This is a genomic window from Kitasatospora albolonga, from assembly GCF_039535905.1.
GTDB classification, from domain to species: Bacteria; Actinomycetota; Actinomycetes; order Streptomycetales; family Streptomycetaceae; genus Kitasatospora; species Kitasatospora albolonga.
In genome coordinates, this window is sequence record NZ_BAAAYB010000096.1 from 12,723 (window position 1) to 39,364 (window position 26,642).

Genomic DNA, 26,642 nt, shown 5'->3' on the forward strand with positions numbered 1-26,642 from the left:
CTCCTGGCCATGCGGTGTTTACCGTGGATTAAATTCTCGCCGCGAAGATCACAGGATGAAGTCAGCAGTGCCCCGCCCCCGGGCGACCGGTCGCTCGGAGACCGTCCTGCTGGAGGAGCTGGAGCCCATGAGCATCCCCCGTCCCGTCTCCACCACCGATACCAAGGAGTCCACCGCCCTGCCGCCCTCCCTGGTGCTGGCCGAGGGAGAGCCGTCGAAGGACGAGGAGTTGGACGAGCTTCCGCAGGGTCGCTTCCTGGACCGGGAGCGGAGCTGGCTGGCGTTCAACGAGCGCGTCCTGGAGCTGGCCGAGGACCCGCAGATCCCGCTGCTGGAGCGGGCCAAGTTCCTGGCGATCTTCGCCTCGAACCTGGACGAGTTCTTCATGGTCCGGGTGGCCGGCCTGAAGCGCCGGATCGCCACCGGCGTCGCGCAGCGCTCGGCCTCGGGCCTGCAGCCGCGCGAGGTGCTGGACCAGATCTGGACCCGCTCGCGGGAGCTGATGGCGCGTCACGCGGCCACCTTCCAGCAGGAGGTGCTGCCGGACCTGGCGGCCGAGGGCATCGAGCTGGTGCGCTGGTCGGAGCTGGCGGAGAAGGAGCAGTCCCGGCTGCACTCGCTCTTCCGGCAGAAGATCTTCCCGGTGCTGACGCCGCTGGCGGTGGACCCGGCGCACCCGTTCCCGTACATATCCGGGCTGAGCCTCAACCTGGCCGTGGTGGTGCGCAACCCGGTGTCGGGTCACAAGCACTTCGCCCGCGTCAAGGTGCCGCAGTCGCTGTCCCGCTTCCTGGAGGCGGCGCCGCAGCGGTACGTGCCGCTGGAGGACGTGATGGGGGCTCACCTGGAGGAGCTCTTCCCGGGGATGGAGGTGCTGGCGCACCACGCCTTCCGGGTCACTCGCAACGAGGACCTGGAGGTGGAGGAGGACGACACCGAGAACATCCTCAAGGCGCTGGAGAAGGAGCTGATGCGCCGTCGGTTCGGCCCGCCGGTCCGGCTGGAGGTGGAGGAGTCGATCGACCCCTACATCCTCGACCTGCTGGTGCGCGAGCTGAACATCACCGACGCGGAGGTCTTCCCGCTGCCGGGGCCGCTGGACCTGACCGGGCTGTTCGGCATCGCCGACCTGGACCGGCCGGAGCTGAAGTACCCGAAGTTCGTGGCCGGGACGGCCCGCGGGCTGATCGACGTGGAGTCGGCCTCGCAGCCGGACATCTTCGCGGCGATGCGGGAGCGGGACGTGCTGCTGCACCACCCGTACGACTCCTTCTCGACCTCGGTGCTGGCCTTCCTGGAGCAGGCGGCCAACGACCCGGACGTGCTGGCGATCAAGCAGACGCTGTACCGCACCTCCGGTGACTCGCCGATCGTGGACGCGTTGACCGACGCGGCCGAGGCCGGCAAGCAGGTGCTGGTGCTGGTCGAGATCAAGGCGCGCTTCGACGAGCAGGCGAACATCAAGTGGGCCCGCAAGCTGGAGGAGGCGGGCTGCCACGTCGTCTACGGCCTGGTCGGCCTCAAGACGCACTGCAAGCTCTCGCTGGTGGTCCGTCAGGAGGGCGACACGCTCCGCCGGTACGCGCACGTGGGCACCGGCAACTACCACCCGAAGACGGCCAGGCTGTACGAGGACCTGGGGCTGCTGACCGCGGACCCGCAGGTCGGCGCGGACCTCTCGGACCTCTTCAACCGGCTCTCCGGGTACTCCCGGCGGGAGTCGTACCGGCGGTTGATGACGGCGCCGCGCGGGCTGCGGGACGGGCTGGTGGGCCGGATCCACCAGGAGATCGCGCACCACCGGGCGGGCCGGCCGGCCCACGTGAAGCTCAAGGTCAACTCCATCGTCGACGAGGAGCTGATCGACGCGCTGTACCGGGCCTCGCAGGCCGGGGTGCCGGTGGACGTCTGGGTGCGCGGGATCTGCGCGGTGCGGCCCGGGGTGGCCGGGCTGAGCGAGAACATCCGGGTGCGCAGCGTGCTGGGGCGCTTCCTGGAGCACTCGCGGATCTTCGTGTTCGGCAACGGGGGCGACCCCGAGGTCTGGTTCGGCAGCGCGGACATGATGCACCGCAACCTGGACCGCCGGATCGAGGCGCTGGTGCGGGTGACCGACCCGGCGCAGCGGGCGGAGCTGTCCGGGCTGGTGGACCTCGGGATGTCGGACGAGACGGAGTCCTGGCACCTGGGGTCGGACGGCCGCTGGACCAGGCACTCGCAGGACGCGGAGGGGCGTCGGCTGCGGCACGTGCAGAACCTGTTGATCGACTCCCGGCAGCGCCGCCGCAGCCTGGCCTGACCTGCTCCGTCCGGTCCGGCCGCCGTGACCGGTGGCCGGACCGGCACCACCATCCCCGGTACGGCGGGGACTTGCCTCGGGGGGACGAGGAACCAGCATGACGGATCTGCCGACGACCGCCCGGACCGACCAGCCGGCGGGGGAGGCCCTGACGGGTTACCTGACCGCCCAGGCGGGTGTCTTCCTGCGCGCGCTGCCGCTGGTGGTGGGGGAGGCCGGGGCCCGGGCGGGCACGCTGCCGGGTGGTCCGGGCGGGCAGGCGGCGGCCGGGACGGCCGAGCTGCTGCGCGCGGTGCGGCGGATCGGCGGGGCGCTGCACACCTACGCGGCGGGCTTCGAGCCGGAGTGGTCGGAGCGGACCAGGGCGGAGCTGCGCTGGCTGCTGGAGCTGCTGGCGCAGGAGCCGGGCTGTCTGCGGCGTTCGGCGCGGCTGCTGGCGGCGCTGGACTCGTTGAGCGAGACGGACCCGCGGCGGCCGGGGATGCTGGCGGGGCATCAGGGGGCGCCGAAGGCCCGGGCGCTGCTGGAGCGTCAGCTGACGCTGGCGCGGACCAGGGCGCACTCGACGCTGCTGCAGGAGCTGCGGTCGGCGCGGCTGCACGCGCTGGCGGACCGGATGACGCTGCTGGCGGGCGAGGTGCCGCTGGTGGAGTCGCAGCCGGAGCTGGCGGGGCAGGCGGTGGCGGCGCTGGAGCTGCTGTCGGCGGGGGTGGCGGCGCTGCCGCCGGCCCGGGCGCCGTACGGGGGCGAGGGGCTGCACCGGCTGAGCGTGGTGCCGCCGCAGGGGCAGTCGCAGGCGCCGGGTCCGACGGTGGAGGTGGACGCGGACGCGGCGCTGGCGGCGGACGACGCGCCGTGGGGGCGGGTGCGGATCCTGGTGAAGCGGGCCCGGTACGCCCTGGAGGTGTGCGGGGAGCGGCTGGCGGGCCTGGACGAGGTGGACGAGGTGCTGGACCGTCACCAGGACGCGGCGGACGCCGCGGTGACGGTGGCGACGGCGGCGCGCACGCCGCGGATCACCCCGGCGACGGCCTACGTGCTCGGCGTGGTGCATGCTGATCAACGACTGGAGGTGGAGGCGGCGAGGTACGCCTTCGGCCGCCGGTGGCCGAATCTCCAGCAGCACGGGTGGCACGAGTGGGCGAGTTCCTGACGATGGCGGTACCCCCGGTGCGGGGCCGTGCGGTGCGGCACGGGCAGACGGTGCTGGCGGCCGGGGTGGTGCTGTGGCGGCCGGGCCCGTTGAAGAAGGACGGGGAGCGGCGGAAGAAGCCGCGGATCGCGCTGATCCACCGGCCGAAGTACGACGACTGGTCGCTGCCGAAGGGGAAGCTGGAGCCGGGGGAGGGCTGGCGGGCGGCGGCGCTGCGGGAGGTTCGGGAGGAGACCGGGCTGAGCTGCGTGCTGGGGGCGGAGCTGCCGGCCCAGCACTACCTGGCGCACGGGCGGGCCAAGGAGGTCCGGTACTGGGCGGGGGAGCTGACGGGCGGCTCGTTCCTGCCCAACCGCGAGGTGGACCGCCTGGAGTGGCTGTCGCCGCGGAAGGCGCGGGCGCGGCTGTCGCACGGCCGGGACCGGGAGCTGGTGGACGCGCTGCTCTCCGTGCTCGGTGTGACGCACCGTCACGGGTGACCTGGCCGCGCCCTGCCTGTGACGCAACCGTTACTACCGATCGGTGTTTCCCGCCGTCCGTCGTCGGTTCACTCTCCGTTCATTTGTGACCGGCTGACGCGTCACCTACCCGGCCTAACTTCGGTGTCACCGGAGGGCCGGACGGGCCCTTCCACAGAAAGGGACACCCCTGTGAAGCTCCAGCGGAACGGCCGCTCCAAGGCCCTCGCGATCGGTGCCATGGCGCTCGTTGGCTCGCTGTCGCTCGCGGCGTGCGGCTCGGACGAGAACAACACCCCCGCCACCGGCGGTTCCTCGGCGGCCGGTGCCTCCAAGGCCGCGATCGACTGCGGCAAGGCGGGCCAGCTGCTCGGCGCCGGCTCCACCGCGCAGGGCAACGCGATCGACGTGTGGAAGGTCGCCTTCGGCGCCGCCTGCTCCGGTTCGACCATCACCTACAGCGGTGGCGGCTCGGGCGCCGGCGTCCAGCAGTTCAACCAGGGCAAGGTCGCCTTCGCTGGCACCGACTCGGCCCTGAAGCCGGCCGAGGTCGACGCCTCCAAGGAGGTCTGCAAGACCGGCCAGGGCATCAACCTGCCGATGGTCGGCGGCCTGATCTCGATCATCTTCAACGTGGACGGCGTGGACAACCTCGTCCTGGACGGCCCGAGCCTGGCGAAGATCTTCGACTCGCAGATCACCAAGTGGAACGACCCGGCCATCGCCGCCCTGAACCCGGGCGCCAAGCTGCCGGACGCCGAGATCCAGGCGATCCACCGCTCGGACGACTCGGGCACCACCGAGAACCTCACCAAGTACTTCGAGAAGGCCTCGGGCGGCGCCTGGACCTACAAGCCGTCGAAGACCTGGGCGGGCAAGGGCGGCCAGTCCGCCGCGCAGAGCGCCGGCGTCTCGGCGCAGGTCAAGCAGGTCAAGAACTCGATCAGCTACGCCGAGCTCTCCTACGCGCAGACCAACAACCTCAAGTCGGCCGCGATCGCCACCGGCGCCTCCAAGCCGGTCGAGGCCACCGCCGCCAACGCCGCCACCACCTTCGCCAAGGCGGAGATCGCGGGCACCGGCAGCGACCTGGCGCTGAAGCTCGACTACGCGACCAAGGCCGAGGGCTCCTACCCGCTCGTCCTGGTCACCTACGAGGTCGTCTGCGACAAGGGCAACAAGCCGGAGACGCTGGACACCCTGAAGGCCTTCCTCGGCTACACCATCAGCGACGCCGGCCAGAAGGCCATCGAGGCCAAGGGCTACGTCGCCCTCCCGGCCGAGCTGAGCGCCAAGGTGAAGACCGCGGTCGCCGCGCTCGCCTGATCCACCTGATCCACCGGCCGGGCAGCCCTCGAAGAGGGGGGCGGGGCTGCCCGGCCGGAACCAGCTGACAGCACATCAAGTCCGGGGCACCGCCGCCATGGTGCCGCCCTCCTTGGGCAGCACCACCAGACCGGAGAAACACCATGACCACATCACCCCCCGTCACGGACCGGGGTAGGCCCCGCCAGCGTGACAGCAGGCGCGGGGACAAGCTCTTCTTCAACCTCTCCCGCGGTTCGGGCGTCCTGCTGCTGGTCATCATGGCCGCCATCGCGGGATTCCTGGCCTACCGCTCCTCGCTCGCCCTCGGGCACAACGAGGGCAACTTCCTCACCACCTTCGAGTGGCTGCCGGACGCGCAGAAGCCGGTCTTCGGCATCGCCGTCCTGGCCTTCGGCACCATCGCCAGCGCGATCATCGCGATGGTCATCGCGGTCCCGGTGGCGATCGGCGTGGCGCTGTTCATCTCGCACTACGCGCCGAGGCGGATCGCCCAGCCCTTCGCCTACCTGGTGGACCTGCTGGCCGCCGTGCCGTCCATCGTCTACGGCCTGTGGGGCGCGCTCTTCCTGGTGCCGCACATGGAGGGCCTGACCAGCTGGCTGGACCAGTACCTCGGCTGGACCTACGTCTTCGACTCCACCAAGACCGGTGCCGCCCCGCGCTCGCTGTTCACCGTCGGCATCGTGCTGGCGATCATGATCCTGCCGATCATCACCGCGGTCTCCCGCGAGGTGTTCAAGCAGGCGCCGCGGATGCACGAGGAGGCGGCGCTCGCCCTCGGCGCGACCCGCTGGGAGATGATCCGCACCGCGGTGCTGCCGTTCGGCCGCCCGGGCGTGATCTCCGCCTCGATGCTGGGCCTCGGCCGCGCGCTCGGCGAGACCATCGCGGTCGCCACCGTGCTCTCCGCCAGCCCGGTCCTCTCGCTGCACCTGCTCGACCCGGGCGGCGGCACCTTCGCGCAGAACATCGCGCTGAAGTTCGGCGAGGCCGGTGAGAACGGCCGGAACGCGCTGATGGCCTCCGGCCTGGTCCTGTTCGTGATCACCCTGCTGGTGAACGGCGCGGCCCGGATGATCATCGCCCGCCGCAAGGAATTCTCGGGGGCCAACTGATGAGCACCACCACCGTGACCCCCGTGGCGGACTCCCCGCGGCTGAGCCGCCGGCTGACCGCCAACCGGCTGCCCTCCTGGGCGCCGGCCGGCATCGCCGCCCTCTCGATCGCCCTCGGCGTCGGCATCGGCCTCGGCGCCGGCCTGCAGAGCAAGATCCAGTGGGGCCTGATCGCCGGGCTGCTGTTCGTCCTCATCACCTACGCCGCCGCCACCAAGGTGGAGGGCTCCCGCCAGGCCAAGGACCGCCTCGCCACCTCGGTGGTCTGGCTGGCCTTCGTCCTCGCGGTGGTGCCGCTGGCCGCGCTGACCTTCTACACGGTCCAGCAGGGCATCGGCGTCGTGGACGGCTACTTCCTCAGCCACTCCATGAAGGGCGTCCTCCAGACCGAGGCGGGCGGTGGTCTCTACCACGCCCTGATCGGCACCCTGGAGCAGGTCGGCCTGGCCACCCTGATGGCCGCCCCGATCGGTCTGCTGACCGCCGTCTACCTGGTGGAGTACGGCCGCGGCCGGCTCGCCAAGGCGGTCACCTTCTTCGTCGACGTGATGACGGGCATCCCGTCCATCGTCGCCGGTCTGTTCATCCTGTCGCTCTGGATCCTCCTGTTCGGCTTCCAGTACTCGGGCTTCGCGGGCTCCCTCGCCCTGGCCATCCTGATGATGCCGGTCGTGGTCCGCTCCACCGAGGAGATGCTCAAGCTCGTCCCGAACGAGCTGCGCGAGGCCTCGTACGCCCTGGGCGTGCCCAAGTGGAAGACCATCCTGCGGATCGTCCTGCCGACCGCGATCGGCGGCATCACCACCGGTGTGATGCTGGCCGTCGCCCGCATCACCGGTGAGACCGCCCCGGTCATGATGCTGGTCTTCGGCGCGGACATCATCAACGAGAACCCGTTCGAGGGTCCGCAGCAGTCGCTGCCGCTCTACATCTGGCAGCAGTACCAGACCAACAACGACTTCGGGTACGCCCGGGCCTGGGGCGCCGCGCTGGTGCTGATCGCCTTCGTGATGGCGCTCAACCTCATCGCCCGTGCCGTCGCCCGCTGGCGCTCGCCCAAGTCCGGTCACTGACACACCGACTGACGTACGAACAGACGAGAGAAGACGAACGATCATGGCCAAGCGCATCGACGTCAGCGGACTGTCCGCCTACTACGGGAGCACCAAGGCCATCGAGGACATCTCGATGACCGTCGAGCCCCGCTCCGTGACGGCCTTCATCGGCCCCTCCGGCTGCGGCAAGTCGACCTTCCTGCGCACCCTCAACCGGATGCACGAGGTCATCCCCGGCGCCCGGGTCGAGGGCAAGGTGATGCTGGACGACGAGAACCTCTACGGTGCCGCGGTCGACCCGGTGGCCGTGCGCCGCAGCGTCGGCATGGTCTTCCAGCGCCCGAACCCCTTCCCCACCATGTCGATCTACGACAACGTGGTGGCCGGTCTCAGGCTGGCCGGCGTGAAGAAGAAGTCCGTGCTGGACGGCGTGGTGGAGCGGTCGCTCCAGGGCGCCAACCTCTGGAACGAGGTCAAGGACCGCCTCAACAAGCCGGGCGCCGGCCTGTCGGGCGGCCAGCAGCAGCGTCTGTGCATCGCCCGCGCCATCGCGGTCGAGCCCGAGGTGCTGCTGATGGACGAGCCCTGCTCGGCCCTCGACCCGATCTCCACCCTCGCCATCGAGGACCTGATCGGCGAGCTGAAGTCGCAGTTCACCATCGTGATCGTGACCCACAACATGCAGCAGGCGGCCCGCGTCTCCGACCGCACCGCCTTCTTCAACCTGGCGGGCGTCGGCCAGCCGGGCAAGCTGATCGAGCTGGACGACACCCAGCGGATCTTCTCCAACCCGTCCGTGCAGGCCACCGAGGACTACATCTCCGGCCGCTTCGGCTAGACCGCACGGATCCCCCGACTGCTTCGCGGTGCTGCATGGCGGTGCCGCCGCGGAGTCAGAGAAGGCCCGCCCCCGTGATGTGGGGGCGGGCCTTCGCCTTCGGGCCGACGGTGCGTCAGCCGAACAGCAGGTGGACGATCCCGTACATGGCGGCCGCCACCAGCGCGGCGGCCGGCATGGTGATGAACCAGCCCAGCACGATGTTCTTCGCCACGCCCCAACGGACCGCGCGGATCCGCTTGGTGGCGCCCACGCCCATGATCGCCGAGGTGATCACGTGGGTGGTGGAGATCGGCGCCTTGAAGACGAACGACGTGATGTACATGATCGTCGCGGCGGTGGCCTCGGCCGCGAAGCCCTGCGGCGGGTCCAGCTCGATGATCTTGCGGCCGAGTGTCCGCATGATCCGCCAGCCACCCGCGTAGGTGCCCAGCGAGAGCATGGTGGCGCAGGAGATCTTCACCCAGAGCGGGATCGAGGAGTCGCCCTGGTGGCCCGAGATGGTGAGCGCCATCACCACGATGCCCATGGTCTTCTGGGCGTCCTGGACGCCGTGCGCCAGGGCCATGGCGGCGGCCGAAGCGGTCTGGGCGACCCGGAAGTTGCGCTTGGCGCGGTGCGGGTTGGCCTTCTTGAAGATCCACAGGATGGCCAGCATCACCAGGAAGCCGGCCACCAGGCCGACCACCGGGGAGACGATCATCGGGATGACGATCTTCTCGATGACGCCGTGCCAGATCACCTCGGTGCCGCCGGCCAGGGCCGCGCCCACCATGCCGCCGAACAGCGCGTGCGAGGAGGAGGACGGCAGGCCGAAGTACCAGGTGACCAGGTTCCAGGTGATCGCCCCGACCAGCGCGGCGAACAGGATGGCCATCCCCTGCTGACCGCTCGGGGTCTCGATCAGGCCCTCGGAGACGGTCTTGGCGACGCCGGTGCCGAGGAAGGCGCCGGCCAGGTTCATCACGGCCGCCATCGCCAGCGCCGCCCGGGGGGTGAGCGCCCGGGTGGAGACGGAGGTGGCGATCGCGTTCGCCGAGTCGTGGAAGCCGTTGGTGTAGGTGAAGAAGAAGGCCACGCCGATGACGGCGATGAGTGCAGCCGTATCCACGAGGGTCAGGACTCCTTGACCGCGATGGTCTCCACCGTGTTGGCCACGTGCTCGAACGCGTCGGCGGCCTCTTCGAGGACGTCCACGACCTGCTTGAGCTTGAGCACCTCGATGGCGTCGTACTGGCCGCTGAACAGGTGGGCCAGCAGCTTGCGGTGGATCTGGTCCGCCTGGTTCTCCAGCCGGTTGACCTCGATCCAGTACTCGGTGAGCTTGTCCATCGTGCGCAGCTTGGGCATCGCCTCGGCGGTCAGCTCGGCGGCCCGGGCCAGCACCTCGATCTGCTGCTCGATGCCCTTGGGCAGGGTCTGGATGTCGTAGAGGACGACGAGGTCGACCGCCTCCTCCATGAAGTCCATGATGTCGTCCAGCGACGAGGCGAGGGAGTAGATGTCCTCGCGGTCGAAGGGCGTGATGAAGGAGGAGTTCAGCTGGTGGAACACCGCGTGGGTGGTGTCGTCACCCGCGTGCTCGGCGGCGCGCATGCGCTCGACGATCTCCGCGCGGGCCGACACGTCTGCACCCAGCAGTTCCAGCAGGAGCTTCGATCCGACGACGAGGTTCTCCGCGGCCGCGGCGAACATGTCGTAGAAGCTCGTCTCCTTCGGGGTCAGGCTAAAACGCACGGAATTCTCCGATGTGCGGGGGAGGGACTGAACGATGCTAGGCGCAAGCCGTCAGAACTGCGCAAACGGGGTGATGGTCACGATCCCTCAGTCTGACGGAAGTCGGCCGGATTGCGTCCGTCCTGGGCACGGAGATCCGGTCGCGCCGCTCGGACGGAGGAACACCCGGCGGGCCCGGGGTGTTGGACACTTGAGCCCAGTGGACGGGTGGAGACCGAGACCTAGGCGGGCCGAATGACCAGCACCGAGACGCACGAGCAGACCACCGCGCCGGCGGCCGCCGAGGCCACCGAGGCCGCGGGCGACGCGGGCCAGTGCTGCGACAGCCACGGGCCCCACGGCTACAGCGCCCGCAAGGCCGAGCACCTCAAGCGGCTGCGCCGGATCGAGGGCCAGGTCCGGGGCCTCCAGCGGATGGTGGACGAGGACGTCTACTGCATCGACGTACTCACCCAGGTCTCGGCCGGGACGAAGGCGCTCCAGGCCTTCGCCCTCTCGCTCCTGGAGGAGCACCTGCGGCACTGCGTGGCCGCCGCCGCGGAGCAGGGCGGGGCCGAGCTGGAGGCCAAGGTGGCCGAGGCCACGGCCGCGATCTCCCGCCTGCTGCGCACCTGAGGCCCGGGGCTCCGCACCCGGCACCGGCGGCCCCCGGTGGCCGACCCGGGCAGCGGCCGCTCACCGGGGGCCGCCTGACGGCCGCTCAGCCGTCGCCGGCTCAGTTCTCGCCCGCGAGCAGGACTTCGTCGATCAGCTCGGGCGCCAGCCGCTCGCCCTCCCCGGCCGCGGCGGCGATCATCAGCTCGCCGGCCAGCTCGATCTCGTCCAGCGCGGCCTGCTCTTGTCCGCCACCGTCACGGGGCGTCGAGGACACCATCCGTTCCACCCCCATGGACCCGTCCGACCCGGCAGAGCTGCCGCCCCCTACTCAAGCGTAGGCAGACGGGGCGTCAGACCCCATGGCACCAACGGGCCATCTCTGCGCACCACCCGGGCGCACTACTGGGCCGGGGACGAGGACGGCTTCATCGAGTAGATCTCGGTGGCGGCCGGCTCCGCGGCCTGCACCGGCTGCCCGAACTCGGAGAGCGCCACCGTGGAGACCACCTGGACCTGGTCCTTGGGCTGCTTGGACCCGGCCACCCCGGCGAACGAGAAGGTCTGCGTCACCTTGTGCAGCCGACCCTGCCCGTCCAGCCAGGCCTCGTACGGGACCTCCTTGACCGTGAAGGTCTGGGCCGCCATCCGCAGCCCGTCCCCACCCCGGCCGCCGGTCGCTTCCGCCGCCTTGGTGAGGTCGAGGGTGCCCTTGTAGTGCTTGAGCTCCGCCCCGCCCGCCGTCTCGGTGCCGACCAGCTCGGCGGTGACCGCCCCGCGCAGCGCCCCGGCGGCGCTGGCCGGATCGGTGGCGCCGCTGCTCACCAGGTTCCCGTCCGGGAGCTGGCGGATGTCGAGCTTCACCCACTTGCCCTCGGGGATCTTGGCCCCGCTGTTCTGCAGGTAGACCGTGCCGGGCAGCACGACCTCCACGATCTTGCCGGTGGTGGCGGCGCCGGGCGGCACGTCGATGTCCAGCCGGCCGATCCGCTTCACGTAGTCGTAGCCGCCGGCGCCCTTGAAGACCGCCTTCTTGTCGGCGGACTCGGTGGTCAGCTCGGTGGCGGCCTTGGCGGAGCCGGTGCGGCCGGTGATGTCCGCCGCGCTGCGGACGGCGGTCAGCGGGTCGGCCGAGAGCTGGTCGGCCGAGCTGCCGGGCTTGTGGGCGTCGGCGCCGCCACAGGCGGCCAGGGCGGCGACCAGCAGGGCGGCGGTGGCGGCGGACGCGGTGGTGCGGACGGTGTGCTTCACGATCGGGTACAACCCCCTCAGAGCTCTTCCAGAGCCAACGAGTTGAGGGTCGGTGAGGTTACGGGTCGACCGGCGCGCGGCTTCCGTTTCACGCCGTCCGGTTGAGCCGTTACGGTGAGGAGCGTGAACGTCGAGCACCGGGTGACGGTCGAAGAACGAGGCTCCTTCTCCACCGCCCGCTGCACCTGCGGCTGGCATGCCCCCGCCCGACGCAGCCGCGACAAGTCCCGCCGCGACGCCGCCGAACACCTCGCCGAGCATCCGGCCGACGGTCACCCGGCAGGGGCCCAGGGGCGCGAGGAACTGCGCGGGTCGGAAGGCGGCTCACCGGCAAGTTAGGCACCGTCAGCCAGTTGCACGTGCTGCCGTTCCCCCGCGCGCCGTTCCCCGCGCCCCTGACGGGGCGCTCCCCGAACGCCGGAAGGCTAGGCCGCGAGGTCGCGTTCGATGCGGCGGCGGCCGGTGCGGCGGGGCTCGGCGACGAACAGGGGCCGCAGGGCGGTGCGTCCGAGGGCGTGGGTGAGCGGTACCAGGACGGCCATCGCGAGCGGGGCCAGCAGCAGGACGACCGCGGCCGCCAGCGCGAACCCGCCGAGGACGTCGGTGGGGTAGTGCACCCCGACGTACATCCGGGCGAAGCCCTGGAGCACGGCGAGCACCCCGGCGGCCAGCCCCAGCCGCTTGTTCACCAGGTAGAGCGCGACGGCGATCCCCATCGCCATCGCCGAGTGGTCGCTGACGAAGGAGAGGGTGCCCTCCTTGCCGTGCACCAGCACGTCGACCTCGGGGTGGTCGACGAACGGCCGCGGCCGGTCGACGATCGCGGAGATCGGCAGGTTGGCCAGCTCGCACAGGGCCACCGCGAGCGGGGCCCAGAGCAGGCCGGCGACGGCCACCGGGGCGTCGGGGCGGCGGCGGGCCTGGAGCCAGCCGACGGCGAGGAGCAGGGCGAGGCCGAGCAGCAGGCCGTACTCGCCGAGCCAGGCGACGGTGGAGTCGACCCAGGAGGGGGCGGATCCGGCGAGGCCGTTCACGGCCTTGAGCAGGTCCAGGTCGGGCCCGGCGGTGTCGCCCAGCAGCGTCGACACGCCGCACCTCCGTCGTGGCCCTCGCGGCCCCTTGATCATTTGACTGACAAGGGGCACAACGCGAGAACCCCGGCACCGGTTTCAGGTTTCACGCACCGTTATGAAAACTTGACTGACCGTCCACTGGACGTCCACGGTCAACCTGGCTCCGGACGGTGCGTCAACTGTCCTTCGGGTCACGGCCGGTGCCCTGACCGCCGCTGGCGATCTGGCCGTCGGCCTGGTAGCGCGGCAGGGAGAGGGCGCCGTCGGGGGTGACCCGGGTGGCGCCGTAGTACTTGGGGCGGTCGATCTTGTCGTAGCGGATCACCGCGCCGGTGTGCGGAGCGTTGATCATGTAGCCGCCGCCGACGTAGATGCCGACGTGGTCGATGGAGCGCGGGTCGCCCTGGTCGGTGGCGAAGAACACCAGGTCGCCCGGCCGGAGTTGGCTGCGATCGATGTGCGGCCCGGCGTTCCACTGGTCGTTGGCCACCCGGGGCAGCTTGATGCCGACGCTCTCGAAGGCGGCCACGGTGAGGCCGGAGCAGTCGAAGCGGCCGCCCTGGGACTCCCAGCCGTTCCCTCCCCACAGGTAGGGGGTGCCGAGGGTGGTCTGGGCGAAGTAGATCGCCCCGGAGGCCTGCGCGGAGATCGCCTGGGTCACCACCGGCGCACCGGGGGAGGCCTCGGCGGGCGCGGTGAAGTTGGCCGCGAGGGTTTTGATGTTCTTCACGTACCCCTGGGTCTCCCGGTACGGCGGGACCCCGTTGTACTTGATGACCGCGTACGGCCCGGCGTTGTAGGCGGCGAGCAGATTCGACTGCCGGTCGCCGGGGATTTTCGCTATGTCCTTGGCGAGGGAGCAGTCGTACACCGCGGCGGAGGCGATCGCGTCGGCCGCGTTCCACACGTCCTTCTTGCCGTCGCCGTCGCCGTCGGTGGCGTAGCCGGGCCAGGTGCCCGGCATGAACTGGGCCATGCCCTGGGCGCCGACCGGGCTCTGCGCGCGGGGGTTGAAGCCGCTCTCCTGGTAGAGCTGCGCGGCCAGCATGGGGGGCGAGATCTCCGGGCAGAGGGAGCCCCACTGCTGGAACATCGGCTGGTAGGCGGCCGGCACGGTGCGGCCCGCGAGCTTGGGCTGGACGGCCTGCGGGGTACCGCTGGCGGCGAAGGTGCCGAGCACCACCACGCCGACGAAACCGACACCCACCAGACCGGTCGCGGCCGCTGCCGCGCCCGCCTTCCGGAGTACCATCAGCACCGTCCCGACGAACCGTCAGTTTCCCGTGTCCCAGAAGGCATTGCTCATCGCAATCATCGCAGATACAAAGGGTGAGCGGTATCCTTCGTACGGTGGACATCCTGGCGGACGGGCCCCGTGCTCCACGACCAATCCGCGAGAAGCAGCCAAGTCGAAGTCGGATCTGGCCAAGAATGGGGTACGGCCCTTCGCGCCACCCCGGTCCTGGGCCTTGAATTTGCCTGATCGGGCGGTGAGACGAATGAACCTGAGCAGCGTGGTGCAGAGTGACCGGGTCCGGCTCCTGGCGGAGGACCCACCGAAGAAGGCCAACATCGACACGATCATCGGTGGCATCGCGCCGGACTGGGGTCCGTTCTCCAGCCTGGGCGCCGAGGCCCGCACGATGATCCAGGTGGTCATGGCGGTCGCCATCCTGGCCTGCCTGGGCATCGCCGTCTGGGGGGCGGCCAAGCAGCGGATCGGCGCGACCGCGATGCGGGACAGCTTCAGTGCCGAGCAGGGCAAGGGGCTGATCGTGGCGGGCCTGACCGGCGTGTTCATCATCGGTTCGCTCACCACTCTGTTCACCATTGTGTACGGCATGGCCATCTGACGATCAGACAGAATTGCCCCGGCGGAGCGGCCTCGCAGCGGCCGTCCCCGCCGGGGTGTCGCGCTTCCCGCGCGGACCGCTCGTACCAGCTCGTACCAGCCAGGGGGCCCAGGGGTCTCCCCGTACCAGGAGGGCCGCCGTGCCGGTGTCCGACGACCAGCCGCACACCCGGACGCGGCTGCCGGTCGGCGAGCAGTCCGTCTACCAGCAGCAGACGGGGCGTCAGGCCCGGCCGGTGCGGACGCTCTTGACGGTCCTGCTGGTGGTGGCCCTGCTGGTGGTCGCCGTCTCGATCGCGAACCGGGACAAGCCGGACCCGGGGGGCAGCGCTCCGGCCGGCTCCTCCGACGGGGCGGCCTCGGCCTCCCCCAAGCCCGCCACCACCGCGCCGAGCGGGCAGCTCCCGGTGGCCACCGCCTCCAACGGGATCGGCGTCGGGCACCCGCACACCTCGCAGGGCGCCCAGTCGGCCGCCGCCAACTACGCGGTGGCGATGGGCTCCGAGGAGATGTTCCGGGCCGACACCCGGGCCACCCTGCTGACCACGCTGGCCGACCCGACCGCGCTGCCCGGGCTGAAGGCCCGGCTGGACTCCGCCTTCGGGCCGCAGCAGCTGGCCGGCTTCGGCCTGGACGACAAGGGCAAGCCGGCCAAGGGACTGACCTTCGTCAGCCGCACCGTGCCGGTCGGCACCAAGCTCACCAACCAGGCGGACACCGCGACCGTGGTCGAGGTCTGGTGCACCGGCCTGCTCGGCCTGGCCGGCCCCGGCTCCACCCAGCCGGTCTCCGAGAACTGGTTCACCCTCACCCTCACCATGCGCTGGACCGGCAGCGACTGGAAGCTCACCGACTTCACCCGCCGCACGGGCCCGGCCCCCCTCCCCGGCGACCAGCAGGCCGCCACCGCCGACGAGATCACCGGCGCCGTCCAGGACTTCGGAGGCTTCCGCTATGCCCGTTGACGCTGCCACAGCCGCCCGCCGCGGCCTGCTCCGGGCCGGGGCGGTGCTCGGATCGCTCCCCGCACTGGTGCTGCTGACGGCGGCCCGGGCGCTGGCCGATCCGACGCCCTCGCCCTCGCAGACCGCCAAGTGCAACCTGCCGGTGCCCGGCGCCGACCGGGCCTGCGCCCCCGACGCCCCCGGCGTGGTGGTCACCGGCCCCGGCGGCGGCACCCTCGGCGGCGTCACCGACCCGCTCGGCTCGCTGGCCAAGGGCTGCGCCGAGGCGGCCGCCTGGGTCACCCGGAAGCTGGCCACCGCGATCGACTCCACCACCCAGGTCGACTTCACCAACGCCTCCTTCCTGCAGCAGTACGCGGTGGTGTTCGCCGGCTCCACGGTGATCACCCTGGTGCTCTGGCTGCTCGCGGTGACCAAGCGCGCGGTCCGCGGCGCCTCGCTGACCACCGCCATCTCGGAGGCCATCGGCTTCCTCTGGCTGACCGTCATCGCCTCCGCCTTCACCCCGCTGGTGCTCTTCACCCTGGTCTCCGCCACCGACGGGCTGACCGCCGCCATCGCGGCCGGCACCAAGTCCGACACCGGCACCTACCTGGGCGGCTTCGCGGACACCCTGGAGAAGGGCTCGCTGGGCGGCGGCCCGCTGATCCTGATCATCGTCTCGCTGGTCGCGGTGCTGGCCGCCGCGGTGCTCTGGATCGAGCTGCTGATCCGGGCCGCGATGCTCTACGTCGGCGCGCTGCTGGGCACCGCGGTCTACGCCGGGCTGGTCGACAAGCAGCTGTGGAAGCACGTCCGGCGGTGGGCCGGGGTGATGCTCGCGGTGGACCTGGCCAAGCCGATCATCGTGATCATCCTGGGCCTGGCCGGGGCGGTGGCCACCGGCGCCGGGGCCACCGACGACTTCGCCAAGGTGCTCTCCGGGCTGGCCATCCTGTTCCTGTCGATCTTCGCCAGCGCCGCCGTCTACCGCTTCGTGCCGGGCTTCGGCGACGAGCTGATGCAGATGCGGCACGCCCGCGCCAGCGCCGTCTCGGCCGGCTCCGCGATGATCAACGGCCCGGCCAACCTGGTCAAGCAGGGCATCTCCACCCACGGCGCCCGCGGCGGAGGCGGCGGCCCCGCCACCGCCAACGCCTCCACCGGCACCGGCGCCGCTGCCGCCGGCATCGCCGCCCACGGCTCCCGCGCTCCGGCACCCCCGCCGCAGACCCCCGCCCAGGCCCCGGCCGCCAACCCAGTGAAGGGAGCGTGATGCGCGCGTGAGCAGCGAACCGCTCGGCCAGTACGGCGCCCCGTACGCCCACCAGCGCCGCACCTACCTGATCGGCAAGGCCCGGCCGAACGCGCCGATCGGGCGCAACCGGGAGTCCGGGGAGATCGTGCTGATCATCTTCGGGGCCTTCCTCGGCATGGTCTGGGGCCTGGCGATGCCGATCCTGCCGCTGCGGATCGCCGGCCTGCTCGGTCTGCCGCTGCTCGCGATCGCCGCGGTCTACGTGCCGTACCGGCGCCGCACCTTCTACAAGTGGGTGGAGATCAACCGCACCTACCGCCGCACCCTGCGCAGCGGCCGCGCGGTCTGGAAGTCCGAGGTGGTGGACGCCGGCACCCGGCTGGACGGCCGCGAGGTGGAGATCGGCCCGCCGCCCGGGGTGGGCCGGCTGCACTGGCTGACGGCGCCGTTCGGCCCGGACGAGGTCGGGGTGCTGATGCACCTGGAGCGCCGCACCGTCACCGCCGCGATCGAGATCGAGGGCCCCGGCGTGGGCCTGCGCGACTCGGAGGACCAGGAGGCCCTGGTCGACCGCTTCGGCACCCTGCTCAAGCACGTGGCCAACGGCGACGGCTTCGTGACGCGCCTGCAGATCCTGGCCCGCACCCTGCCGGCCGACCCGGACGCGCACGCCAAGGACGTGGAGCGCCGGGGCGACCACTCCTCGCCCGGCTGGCTCCAGGACTCCTACGACCAGCTGCAGTCGATGGTCTCCACCTCCTCCGAGCAGCACCGGGCCTACCTGGTCGCCTGCATGCACTACACCCGCGACCTGGCCTCCGAGGCGCACGCGATGGGCCGGACGGCGGGCGGAGCCAAGTCCCGGGACGACGACGGCCTGGCCGCCGTGATGGCCCGTGAGCTGACCGACATCTGCGCCCGGCTCGCCGAGGCGGACATCCGGGTCCGCCAGCCGCTCGGCCAGGCCCGGCTCTCCTCGCTGCTGCACTCGATGTACGACCCGGACCACCCGATCGACCACATCCAGGCGATGTCCCGGCGGAACGCCTGGCCGGCCGAACTCGACGCCACCCACCCGCAGTTCCTGCAGGCCAAGACCCGCGAGTCCACCACCCGGGAGCCGTGGTGCCACGCCACCGCCTGGGTCAAGGAGTGGCCGCTCACCCCGGTCGGCGTCAACTTCCTGGCCCCGCTGCTGGTGCACACCCCGGACGTGATCCGCACGGTGGCCGTCACCATGGACCTGGAGCCGACCGACGTCGCGATCGAGCGGATGCTCACCGAGAAGACCAACGACGAGGCCGAGGCCAGCCGGGCCGCCAAGATGAACCGCACCATCGACCCGCGCGACCTGGCCCACACCGGCCGGGTCGACCAGCGCGGCGACGACCTGGCCTCCGGCGCCGCCGGGGTCAACCTGGTCGGCTACATCACCGTCTCCTCCCGCTCGCCCGAGGCGCTGGCCCGCGACAAGCGGACCATCCGGGCCTCGGCCGGCAAGAGCTTCCTCAAGCTGGAGTGGTGCGACCGCGAGCACCACCGGGCCTTCGTCAACACCCTCCCGTTCGCCACGGGCATCCGCCGCTGACCTGATCTGGAGTCCTCCCCATGGCCATCGGCAGCATCACCGACGCCTTCACCAGCCTGATGTTCGGCAAGGTGGAGACCACCCGCCTCCCGGTCCGCACCTCCACCGGCCAGGCCCAGGCGGTCTACCTCCCCACCGCCGCACCGGGGTTGGGCGACTCCGGGGTGATCATCGGCCGTGAGGTGTACTCCGGCAAGGGGTACGTCTACGACCCGTTCCAGCTCTACGGGCAGCAGCTCCCGGCCCCGCACTGGCTGGTGCTCGGCGAATCCGGCAACGGCAAGTCGGCGCTGGAGAAGACCTACGTGCTGCGGCAGCTGCGCTTCCGCGACCGCCAGGTGGTCGTCCTCGACGCCCAGGGCGAGGACGGCGTCGGCGAGTGGAACCTGATCGCCGACGCGCTGGGGATAAAGTCCATCCGCCTGGACCCGATGGCGGCCCGGGACGGCGGGGTCAAGCTCAACCCGCTGGACCCGGCGATCACCACCACCGGCCAGCTCTCGCTGCTGCGCACCATCATCGAGGTGGCGATGGGGCGCGGCCTCGACGAGCGCTCCGGCTTCGCCCTGAAGGCCGCCCACGCCCACGTCATCGCGACCGTGACGGGCCGTCAGCCGGTCCTGAACGACATCATCGACACCCTGCGCAGCCCCGAACTCTCCTCGGTGGAGTCGCTCGGCGTCGGCGTCGACGAGGTCCAGGCCTGGGGGCCTGGACGTGGCGCTGGTGCTGGACCGTCTGGTCGACGGCGACCTGCGCGGCATGTTCGACGGCTCCACCACCGACGGCATCGACCTCGACGCCCCGCTGATCGTCTTCGACCTCTCGCACATCGACCGCAACTCCATCGCGATGCCGATCCTGATGGCCATCGTCGGCGTCTGGCTGGAGCACACCTGGATCCGCCCCGACCGGAAGAAGCGCATCTTCCTGGTCGAGGAGGCCTGGCACATCATCAACAGCCCCTTCGTGGCCCAGCTCTTCCAGCGCCTGCTGAAGTTCGGCCGCCGCCTCGGCCTCTCCTTCGTCGCGGTCGTCCACCACCTCTCCGACGTGGTCGACGGCGCCGCCGCCAAGGAGGCCTCCGCGATCCTCAAGATGGCCTCCACCCGCACCATCTACATGCAGAAGGCCGACGAGGCCAGAGCCACCGGCCGCGTCCTCGGCCTCCCGCGCTGGGCCGTCGAGATCATCCCCACCCTCTCCCCGGGCATCGCGGTCTGGGACGTCAACGGCAACGTCCAAGTCGTCAAACACATCATCACCGAGACCGAACGACCTTTGGTCTACACCGACCGCGCCATGACCGAGGACGCAGTCGCCGAACGCCACCGCGCGGAGCGCCAACTCGCGGCGGAGCCGGGGGTCTGACGCCCCGCCAATCGGGCAGCAGCCTGTTGCCCAATTGGCGCCTGGGCTAGCGCTTGCCGTCCAGCACCTCGTGCGCGACCCGCGCGAGGTCCGCCTCGGTGGGCAGCAGCGCCCGCATCTCCGGTGGCAGGGTGGCGTAGGTGCTGACCGCCATCGGCTGGGTGGAGCCGCGCAGCGAGTCGCCTGGATCTCGGCCTTGATGTCGCCGAGCAGGTCGGCGTAAGCAGTGTCCAGGCGTGCGGTGGTGCCCGGCGGCTGACGGTTCTTCGGGGGATGGAAACCCTCTCGTTACTCGCGGGGTCCTGACAGCTACGCGCGTTGACCCTAGGCTGCGGTGGTCACACCACCTCTTCGGCTCCGGTCCCACGGCGGAGCCCCAACGGTGCAGGGGAACCCTCATGTCCAACTCCGGCCGCACCGGCCGTTTCCGTCGCCCGGCGTACGCCGCGGCCGCCGCCATCGGTCTCTTCGGGACCCTGCTGGTGCCGGGCACTGCCTCGGCACACGGCTGGGACTGGGACTGGAACTGGCACAAGCCGAAGACCGAGGACCTCCAGATCCTCGCCATCAACGACCTGCACGGGAACCTCGAGCCCCCGGCCGGCTCCTCCGGCAACATCAAGGAGGTGGACCCGGCCACCGGCAAGGTGGTCGACACCCCCGCCGGCGGCATGGAGTACCTGGCCACCGCGCTGCGCCAGGCCCGTGAGGGCCACCGCAACACGGTGACGGTGGCGGCCGGTGACCTGGTCGGCGCGAGCCCGCTGGTGTCGGCGCTGTTCCACGACGAGCCCACCGTCGAGGCGCTCAACAAGGTCGGCCTGGACGTCACCTCGGTGGGCAACCACGAGTTCGACGAGGGCTACAAGGAGCTGCTGCGCCTGCAGAACGGCGGCTGCCACCCGACCGACGGCTGCTACGAGAAGGGCCGCAAGTTCCGCGGCGCCGACTTCGAGTACCTGGCCGCCAACGTCACCAACGAGAAGACCGGCCGCCCGATCCTCAAGCCGTACTGGGTGAAGAACGTCCGCGGCACCAAGGTCGGCTTCATCGGCGCGACCCTCGAGGGCACCCCGAACATCGTCACCGCCGAGGGCATCAAGGGCCTGAAGTTCGGCGACGAGATCGAGACCATCAACAAGTACGCCAAGGAGCTCAAGCGCCAGGGCGTGGACTCGATCGTGGCGCTGATCCACGAGGGCGGCTACCCGGCCTCCACCACCTACAACTACGACTGCGGCGCGGCCGGCGAGGGCATCTCCGGCCCGATCGTCGACATCGCCAAGGGCCTGGACCCGGCGATCGGCGCCATCGTCACCGGTCACACCCACAACGCCTACGCCTGCGCGATCCCGGACCCGAACGGCGTCCCGCGCTCGGTGACCAGCGCCGCCTCCTTCGGCCGGCTGTACACCGAGATCAACCTCAAGCTGGACAAGCGCACCGGCGCCATCGTCCGCCCCTCGGTGACCGCCGCCAACCACGTGGTGCGCCGCACCGTCGACAAGGCCGCGGACGTCACCGAGCTGATCGGCCGTTACAGCAAGCTGGCCGCCCCGATCGCCAACCGCCCGCTCGGCTTCATCGGCGCCGACATCAACGGCCGCGGCTCCACCGCCTACGAGAAGCCGCTCGGTGACGTGATCGCCGACGCCCAGCTCGCCGGTCTCTCCCCGGCCGACAAGGGCGGCGCCCAGATCGCCTTCATGAACCCCGGCGGCATCCGCTCCGACCTGGTCTACAAGGCCAGCGGCGCCGAGGGCGACGGCGTGGTGACCTACGGCGAGGCGTTCACCGTCCAGCCGTTCACCAACATGATGCAGGTCAAGACCCTGACGGGTGCTCAGATCGTCAAGGTCCTGCAGGAGCAGGTCAGCGGCCCGAACCAGGCCGCCCCGAAGATCCTCCAGATCTCCAAGGGCCTGACCTACACCCTCAACCTGAACAAGACCGGCGCCGACCGGATCGCGGACGTCAAGTTCAACGGCGCCCCGATCGACGTCAACGCCAAGTTCCGCGTCGCGGCCAACGAGTTCCTGCAGGGCGGCGGCGACGGCTTCCCGACCTTCACCGCCGGCACCGACAAGCTGGTCGGCGCCTCCGACCTGGACGTCTTCGCGGCCTACCTGGGTGCGAACTCCACCGCCTCGGCCCCGCTGAAGGTCCCGGCCCAGGACCGCATCAAGGTCATCGGCATCGGCGAGGACGTCAACTGACGCTCCGCCGAGGTCTGTAGCGGGGCTCCTCTCCTTCGGGAGGGGAGCCCCGCTCCCTTTGCTACGGCGCGGTCGCCTGCCCCGGCAGGCGCACGGTGGCGACCGTGCCCGGGCCGCCGTCCGTGGCCGGGCCGAGGGCGACCTCGCCGCCGGCGTCCTGGACGGCCTGCGCCACGATCGACAGCCCGAGCCCGGAGCCGGGGAGCTGGCGGGAGGACGGGGAGCGCCAGAAGCGGTCGAAGACGTACTGGAGCTCGTCCGGCGGGATGCCCGGCCCGTGGTCGCGGACGGTCAGCCGGCCGTCCTGGAGGGCGAGTTGGACGGTGCCGCCGGGCGGGGAGTACTTCACCGCGTTGTCCAGCAGGTTGATCACCGCGCGCTCCAGGGCGGGGCCGTCCCCGTGCACGTACCAGGGGTCCACCACGAGGGCGAACTGCAGCCCCGGGCCCCGGAGCCGGGCCCGCTCGACGGCGCGGTGGACGAGCTCGTGCAGCGCCACCACGGTGTGCTCGCGCTCGGGCCGGGAGGTCTCCGGGCGGGAGAGCTGGAGCAGGTCGCCGATCAGGACGGTGAGCTCCTGCATCTGGGCCTTCATGCTGCCCAGAAGCTTGGTCCTGGTCGCCTCGGGGAGCGGTCGCCCGGTGTCGTTCGAGCGGATCAGCAGGTCGACGTTGGTGCGCAGTGAGGTGAGCGGGGTGCGGAGCTCGTGCCCGGCGTCGGCGATCAGTCGGATCTGCCGCTCCCGGGAGTTGGCGAGGGCGGTCGACATCGAGTTGAACGAGGAGGACAGCCGGGCGAGTTCGTCGTCGCCGCGGACGGGGATGGTGGTGCCGACCTCCTCGGTGCGGGCGATGTGCTCCACCGCGTTGGTCAGCTGGTCGACGGGCTTGAGCGCCGAGCGCGCCACCAGCCGCCCGGTGATCCCGGCGCCGACCACGCCGAGCGCGGCCACGCCCGCCAGGAGCAGGGCGAGTTGCTGGAGCGACTCCTCGACGCCGTCGACCGCGACGGCGGTCAGCATGGTGAAGTCCTTCGGGCCCTGCCCGGTGACGGACACCCGGATCTGGGACACCCGGACCCTCGCCGAGGTGCCGTTGGCGTAGCTGCCGTCCCGGTAGGTCACCCCGGTGGTGGTGAAGTCGGACGGCTGGCTCCTGACGATCCGGTCCGCGCCGCCCGGGAGGCAGGCCGACCCGTCCGTCGCCACCAGCTCGATGTCCCAGCGGTTCGGCACCGGTCGCCGGTGTTCGGCGACGCTGGCGAGGGCGGCCTCCGGGCTGGCGGCGCAGGTGAAGATCCCGGTGTCCGGCCCCAGCCGCAGCGGTGCTTGGGCGAGGGTCTGGGTGATCTGGTCGTTGAGCCTCTGCCTGACGATGAACCAGCAGGCCAGCGCGGACAGCGCGATGGCCACCGCCACGGCGGCGGCCGTGAGCATCGCGAGCCGGCTGCGCAGCGAGCGCCCCCGGTACCAGCCCGCGAGGCGGTTCACGTCGCGGCGCCGGTGGGGGTGCGGAGGGCGTAGCCGACGCCGCGGACGGTCTGGATGATGCGCGGCAGGCCGCCCTGCTCGGTCTTGCGGCGCAGGTACATCACGTAGACGTCCAGGGAGTTGGAGGAGGGCTCGAAGTCGAAGCCCCAGACCGCCTTGAGGATCTGTTCCCGGGTCAGGACCTGCCGCGGGTGGGCGAGGAACATCTCCAGCAGCATGAACTCCGTGCGGGTCAGCTCGATCGGCTTGCCGTCCCGGGTGACCTCCCTGGTCGCGGTGTTCATCCGCAGGTCGGCGAAGGCCAGCACCTCGCTGGACTCGGCCTCGGCCGAGGCCCGGGCGGCGGCCTCGCTGGCCAGGGCCGAGCGGCGGAGCAACGCCCGGACCCGGGCGAGGAGTTCGTCGAGCTCGAAGGGCTTGGCCAGGTAGTCGTCGGCGCCGACGTCCAGGCCGGTGACGCGGTCGCCGACGGCGTCGCGGGCGGTGAGCATCAGGACCGGGGCACTGTCGCCCCGGGCCCGCATGCGGCGGACGGCGGTGAGGCCGTCCATCCGGGGCATCATGATGTCGAGCAGTACGAGGTCGGGGCGGTCGCGCTCGACCGCGTCCAGGGCCTCGAAGCCGTCGGTGGCAGTGGTCACCTCGTAGCCCTCGAAGGCGAGGCTGCTCTCCAGGGCGTCCCGGAGGGCGGGTTCGTCGTCGACCACGAGGATCCGGGCGGTGGGGCCCTGGAGTGCCTCGGCAGGGGTGCGGTCGTCGGCGGGCGGGGTCATCGGCGCGGGGCCTTTCCTCGGGCGGTCTGGCTGCTGTCATTCTCCGTCAGAGCTGCTGCCCTGCCTGGAGCTTCGGCAGTACCTGCTTGATGTCGTTGATCGGGATGGCGAAGCCGAGGCCGACGTTGCCGGCGCTGCCGGAGCCGGCGGTGGCGCTGGAGCCGCTGGCGGAGTACATCGCGGAGTTGATGCCGATGACCTGGCCGGAGGCGTTGATCAGCGGGCCGCCGGAGTTGCCGGGGTTGAGCGCGGCGTCGGTCTGCAGGGCCTTGTAGCTGGCGGTGGCACCGCTGTTCGAGGCACTGGACCGCTGGCCGGGCAGCTGCGGGAAGCCGAAGCCGCCGTTGCCGCTGGTGGTCGAGTCGTCGACCTGGACGGTGACGGGGCGGTCCTTGGCGCTGATGATGCCGGAGGTGACGGTGCCGGTCAGGCCCTCGGGGTTGCCGATGGCGACCACCGAGTCGCCGACCCGCATGGCGTCCGAGTCGCCGAGGGTGGCGGTCTTGAGGCCGCTGACGCCGGAGGCGGTGATCACGGCGACGTCCATCGACTCGTCGGTGCCGGTGACGGTGGCCTTGGCGGTGGAGCCGTCCTTGAAGGTGACGGTGGCCTGGCCGCCGCCGCTGACGGCGCCGGAGATCACGTGGTAGTTGGTCAGGATCTGGCCGTCGGCGGTGAGCACCACGCCGGTGCCGGTGGCGGTGCCGGTGGCGGTCTTCACGGTGATCTGGACGACGGCGGGGGAGACGGCCGCGTTGATCGCGGCGACGTTCGCGGTGCCGTCGGAGTTGGAGGAGACCGGGCTGACCACGGTGGAGCCGGAGCCCGAGGCGGTGGCGGTGGAGCGGTCGCCGGCGACCACGCCGCCGGTGACGCCGCCGATCAGGGCGGCGGCCGCCGCGACGGCGGTCACCAGGGCGAGGCGGCCCTTGAGGAAGCCCTTCCGCGCGTGGCTCACGGGGGCCTCGGCGGCGGGCTGCGGGGTGGTGGTCCAGTCGGCGTAGGCGTAAGGACCCTGGTCTTCGGTGCTTCGCTGCTGGTCGCTCATGCCCTCCAAGCTCCGCCCGTCCGATGAGAGCCGGATGAGAGCGGGATCAGAGGCGGCCGAGAAGCCCGTTGACTTCTCATAAAGCCTGCTCAGCCCGGGTCAGGCGCCGGTGGGGCCCCCGCAGCCGCAGGAACGGCGGATGACCAGGCGGGACGGGAAGGTCCGCACCCGCTCGGTCTCCGAGCCCGGCACCATCAGCGACTCGTCCAGCACCAGGTCGACGGCGGCCCGGGCCATCGCGTCCCGGTCGGAGGCGACGGTGGTCAGCGGCGGGTCGGCCAGCGCGGCCTCGGGGATGTCGTCGAAGCCGGCCACCGCCAGGTCCTCGGGCACCCGCAGGCCCACCTCGCGGGCGGCCCGCAGCACGCCGAGCGCCTGGTCGTCGGTGGAGCAGAAGATCGCGGTCGGGCGGTCCGGCGAGCGCAGCAGCTCGACGGCGACCTCGTATGCGCCGTAGCGGTGGAACGGGGCGTCCACCAGGTTGGGCTCGACCGGGAGGCCGTGGGCGGTCATGGCCCGCTCCCAGCCCTCGACGTGGTCGATGACCGGGTCGCCGGGGGCGGGGGACTCGACCGGGCCGCCGAAGCAGACCACGGAGGCGTGCCCGTGCTCCTCCAGCAGGTGGCGGACGGCGGTCTCGGCGCCGCCGACGTCGTCGGTGGTGACGGCCACGTCGTCGATCGCCTCGGGGCGGCGGTGCAGCAGCACCACCTTGGCGCCCTCCATCGCGGCGAACTCCTCGGCGGCCCGCTGCGAGGGGCCCTGGCTGACCAGGATCAGGCCGGAGACCCGCATGCCGAGGAATGCGCGGACGTAGTGCACCTCGCGGTCGTCCACGTAGTCGGAGTTGCCGATCAGCACCAGCTTGCCGCGCTCGGAGGCGGCGCGTTCCACCGCGTGCGCCATCTCGGCGAAGAAGGGCTGGCGGGCGTCGGGGACGACCATGCCGATCAGGTTGGTGCGCCGGGAGGCCATCGCCTGGGCGACGCTGTTCGGCCGGTAGCCGAGCTGCTCGATCGCCGCGAGCACCTTCTCCTTGGTCGCGGGCGCGACCGGGCGCGGCCCGTTGTTGATGACGTAGGAGACGACCGCGGTCGAAGTCCCAGCCAGTCGGGCTACATCGTCGCGCGTCACCTTGGCCACGGGGGGAGTCTACGCGGGTGGCTCGCGGTCGGAAGGGGGGATACCCGCCGTCCGGCCG

General features: G+C 71.4%; 24 protein-coding genes and 1 pseudogene. 15 read left to right on the forward strand and 10 right to left on the reverse strand.

All coding sequences use genetic code 11. The features are described 5' to 3' along the window. Window positions 1-55: 55 nt before the first annotated feature. From ABD946_RS23860 to pstB, 7 genes are all read left to right on the forward strand, one after another. Window positions 56-2,299 carry an RNA degradosome polyphosphate kinase gene (locus ABD946_RS23860; protein ID WP_345286816.1) on the forward strand — a complete coding sequence of 748 codons (2,244 nt, stop codon included), beginning with the start codon at window positions 56-58 and terminating at the stop codon, window positions 2,297-2,299. A 97-nt stretch (window positions 2,300-2,396) separates the two neighbouring features. Beyond that, window positions 2,397-3,452, forward strand: coding sequence for a CHAD domain-containing protein (locus tag ABD946_RS23865; RefSeq protein ID WP_345286818.1), 1,056 nt, complete (start codon window positions 2,397-2,399; stop codon window positions 3,450-3,452). Between the two features lie 2 nt (window positions 3,453-3,454). Beyond that, window positions 3,455-3,931: an NUDIX hydrolase gene (locus ABD946_RS23870; protein ID WP_380149464.1), complete on the forward strand. Its 477-nt coding sequence runs from the start codon at window positions 3,455-3,457 to the stop codon at window positions 3,929-3,931. 171 nt (window positions 3,932-4,102) lie between these two features. Next, entirely contained in the window at window positions 4,103-5,236 is a 1,134-nt protein-coding gene (gene pstS / locus ABD946_RS23875; RefSeq protein ID WP_345286822.1) for a phosphate ABC transporter substrate-binding protein PstS, read from the forward strand. A gap of 143 nt (window positions 5,237-5,379) precedes the next feature. After that, window positions 5,380-6,354: a phosphate ABC transporter permease subunit PstC gene (gene pstC / locus ABD946_RS23880; protein ID WP_345286824.1), complete on the forward strand. Its 975-nt coding sequence runs from the start codon at window positions 5,380-5,382 to the stop codon at window positions 6,352-6,354. Then, window positions 6,354-7,427 carry a phosphate ABC transporter permease PstA gene (gene pstA, locus ABD946_RS23885; RefSeq protein ID WP_345286826.1) on the forward strand — a complete coding sequence of 358 codons (1,074 nt, stop codon included), beginning with the start codon at window positions 6,354-6,356 and terminating at the stop codon, window positions 7,425-7,427. The genes pstC and pstA overlap by 1 nt, the downstream gene beginning before the upstream one ends. Before the next feature lie 43 nt (window positions 7,428-7,470). Continuing rightward, the gene (pstB, locus tag ABD946_RS23890; RefSeq protein WP_345286828.1) at window positions 7,471-8,247 is read left to right on the forward strand and encodes a phosphate ABC transporter ATP-binding protein PstB; all 777 of its coding nucleotides are present in this window, start codon (window positions 7,471-7,473) and stop codon (window positions 8,245-8,247) included. A 115-nt stretch (window positions 8,248-8,362) separates the two neighbouring features. Here pstB and ABD946_RS23895 read toward each other — a convergent pair whose 3' ends face one another. Continuing rightward, the gene (locus ABD946_RS23895; RefSeq protein ID WP_345286830.1) at window positions 8,363-9,358 is read right to left on the reverse strand and encodes an inorganic phosphate transporter; all 996 of its coding nucleotides are present in this window, start codon (window positions 9,356-9,358) and stop codon (window positions 8,363-8,365) included. Between the two features lie 5 nt (window positions 9,359-9,363). Continuing rightward, the gene (locus tag ABD946_RS23900; protein WP_345286831.1) at window positions 9,364-9,984 is read right to left on the reverse strand and encodes a DUF47 domain-containing protein; all 621 of its coding nucleotides are present in this window, start codon (window positions 9,982-9,984) and stop codon (window positions 9,364-9,366) included. Window positions 9,985-10,218: 234 nt separating this feature from the next. Here ABD946_RS23900 and ABD946_RS23905 point away from each other — a divergent pair, with 234 nt between their 5' ends. After that, complete coding sequence (locus ABD946_RS23905) at window positions 10,219-10,599, forward strand: metal-sensitive transcriptional regulator (protein ID WP_345286832.1); 381 nt, start codon at window positions 10,219-10,221, stop codon at window positions 10,597-10,599. A gap of 100 nt (window positions 10,600-10,699) precedes the next feature. Here ABD946_RS23905 and ABD946_RS23910 read toward each other — a convergent pair whose 3' ends face one another. Both ABD946_RS23910 and ABD946_RS23915 read right to left on the reverse strand, forming a co-directional pair. Continuing rightward, a complete protein-coding gene (locus ABD946_RS23910; protein WP_345286834.1) occupies window positions 10,700-10,858 on the reverse strand; it encodes a hypothetical protein in 159 nt (52 codons plus the stop codon). Between the two features lie 122 nt (window positions 10,859-10,980). Next, window positions 10,981-11,829, reverse strand: coding sequence for an SCO4651 family lipoprotein (locus ABD946_RS23915; protein ID WP_345286836.1), 849 nt, complete (start codon window positions 11,827-11,829; stop codon window positions 10,981-10,983). A 123-nt stretch (window positions 11,830-11,952) separates the two neighbouring features. Here ABD946_RS23915 and ABD946_RS23920 point away from each other — a divergent pair, with 123 nt between their 5' ends. After that, window positions 11,953-12,168 carry a hypothetical protein gene (locus tag ABD946_RS23920; protein WP_380149452.1) on the forward strand — a complete coding sequence of 72 codons (216 nt, stop codon included), beginning with the start codon at window positions 11,953-11,955 and terminating at the stop codon, window positions 12,166-12,168. A gap of 86 nt (window positions 12,169-12,254) precedes the next feature. Here ABD946_RS23920 and ABD946_RS23925 read toward each other — a convergent pair whose 3' ends face one another. Further along, window positions 12,255-12,917, reverse strand: a complete 663-nt coding sequence (locus ABD946_RS23925; protein ID WP_345286840.1) for a phosphatase PAP2 family protein — start codon at window positions 12,915-12,917, stop codon at window positions 12,255-12,257. Window positions 12,918-13,077: 160 nt separating this feature from the next. Continuing rightward, window positions 13,078-14,154 (reverse strand): C40 family peptidase, encoded by a 1,077-nt coding sequence (locus ABD946_RS23930; protein ID WP_345286865.1) that lies wholly within the window; start codon window positions 14,152-14,154, stop codon window positions 13,078-13,080. Window positions 14,155-14,401: 247 nt separating this feature from the next. On the opposite strand from ABD946_RS23930, the gene ABD946_RS23935 reads away from it, so the two are divergent. The 6 genes and pseudogenes from ABD946_RS23935 to ABD946_RS23960 all read left to right on the forward strand — a co-directional run bounded on the left by ABD946_RS23935 (window position 14,402) and on the right by ABD946_RS23960 (window position 22,131). Beyond that, on the forward strand, window positions 14,402-14,755 hold the full coding sequence (locus ABD946_RS23935) for a hypothetical protein (RefSeq protein ID WP_345286842.1): 354 nt from the start codon (window positions 14,402-14,404) through the stop codon (window positions 14,753-14,755). 139 nt (window positions 14,756-14,894) lie between these two features. Then, on the forward strand, window positions 14,895-15,719 hold the full coding sequence (locus tag ABD946_RS23940; RefSeq protein ID WP_345286843.1) for a hypothetical protein: 825 nt from the start codon (window positions 14,895-14,897) through the stop codon (window positions 15,717-15,719). Further along, window positions 15,709-16,974, forward strand: coding sequence for a hypothetical protein (locus ABD946_RS23945; RefSeq protein ID WP_345286844.1), 1,266 nt, complete (start codon window positions 15,709-15,711; stop codon window positions 16,972-16,974). Before ABD946_RS23940 ends, ABD946_RS23945 begins: the two co-directional genes overlap by 11 nt. 7 nt (window positions 16,975-16,981) lie before the next feature. After that, entirely contained in the window at window positions 16,982-18,544 is a 1,563-nt protein-coding gene (locus tag ABD946_RS23950) for an SCO6880 family protein (protein ID WP_345286846.1), read from the forward strand. A 20-nt stretch (window positions 18,545-18,564) separates the two neighbouring features. Continuing rightward, a pseudogene (locus ABD946_RS23955) lies at window positions 18,565-19,915 on the forward strand (ATP-binding protein). 398 nt (window positions 19,916-20,313) lie between these two features. Continuing rightward, a complete protein-coding gene (locus ABD946_RS23960; RefSeq protein WP_345286847.1) occupies window positions 20,314-22,131 on the forward strand; it encodes a bifunctional metallophosphatase/5'-nucleotidase in 1,818 nt (605 codons plus the stop codon). A gap of 61 nt (window positions 22,132-22,192) precedes the next feature. Here ABD946_RS23960 and ABD946_RS23965 read toward each other — a convergent pair whose 3' ends face one another. From ABD946_RS23965 to ABD946_RS23980, 4 genes are all read right to left on the reverse strand, one after another. Continuing rightward, window positions 22,193-23,620 carry a HAMP domain-containing sensor histidine kinase gene (locus ABD946_RS23965; protein WP_345286848.1) on the reverse strand — a complete coding sequence of 476 codons (1,428 nt, stop codon included), beginning with the start codon at window positions 23,618-23,620 and terminating at the stop codon, window positions 22,193-22,195. After that, window positions 23,617-24,393, reverse strand: a complete 777-nt coding sequence (locus tag ABD946_RS23970) for a response regulator transcription factor (protein WP_345286850.1) — start codon at window positions 24,391-24,393, stop codon at window positions 23,617-23,619. Before ABD946_RS23970 ends, ABD946_RS23965 begins: the two co-directional genes overlap by 4 nt. A 46-nt stretch (window positions 24,394-24,439) precedes the next feature. After that, entirely contained in the window at window positions 24,440-25,441 is a 1,002-nt protein-coding gene (locus tag ABD946_RS23975) for a S1C family serine protease (protein ID WP_345286852.1), read from the reverse strand. Window positions 25,442-25,540: 99 nt separating this feature from the next. Further along, on the reverse strand, window positions 25,541-26,584 hold the full coding sequence (locus tag ABD946_RS23980) for a LacI family DNA-binding transcriptional regulator (protein ID WP_345286854.1): 1,044 nt from the start codon (window positions 26,582-26,584) through the stop codon (window positions 25,541-25,543). Window positions 26,585-26,642 lie beyond the last annotated feature (58 nt).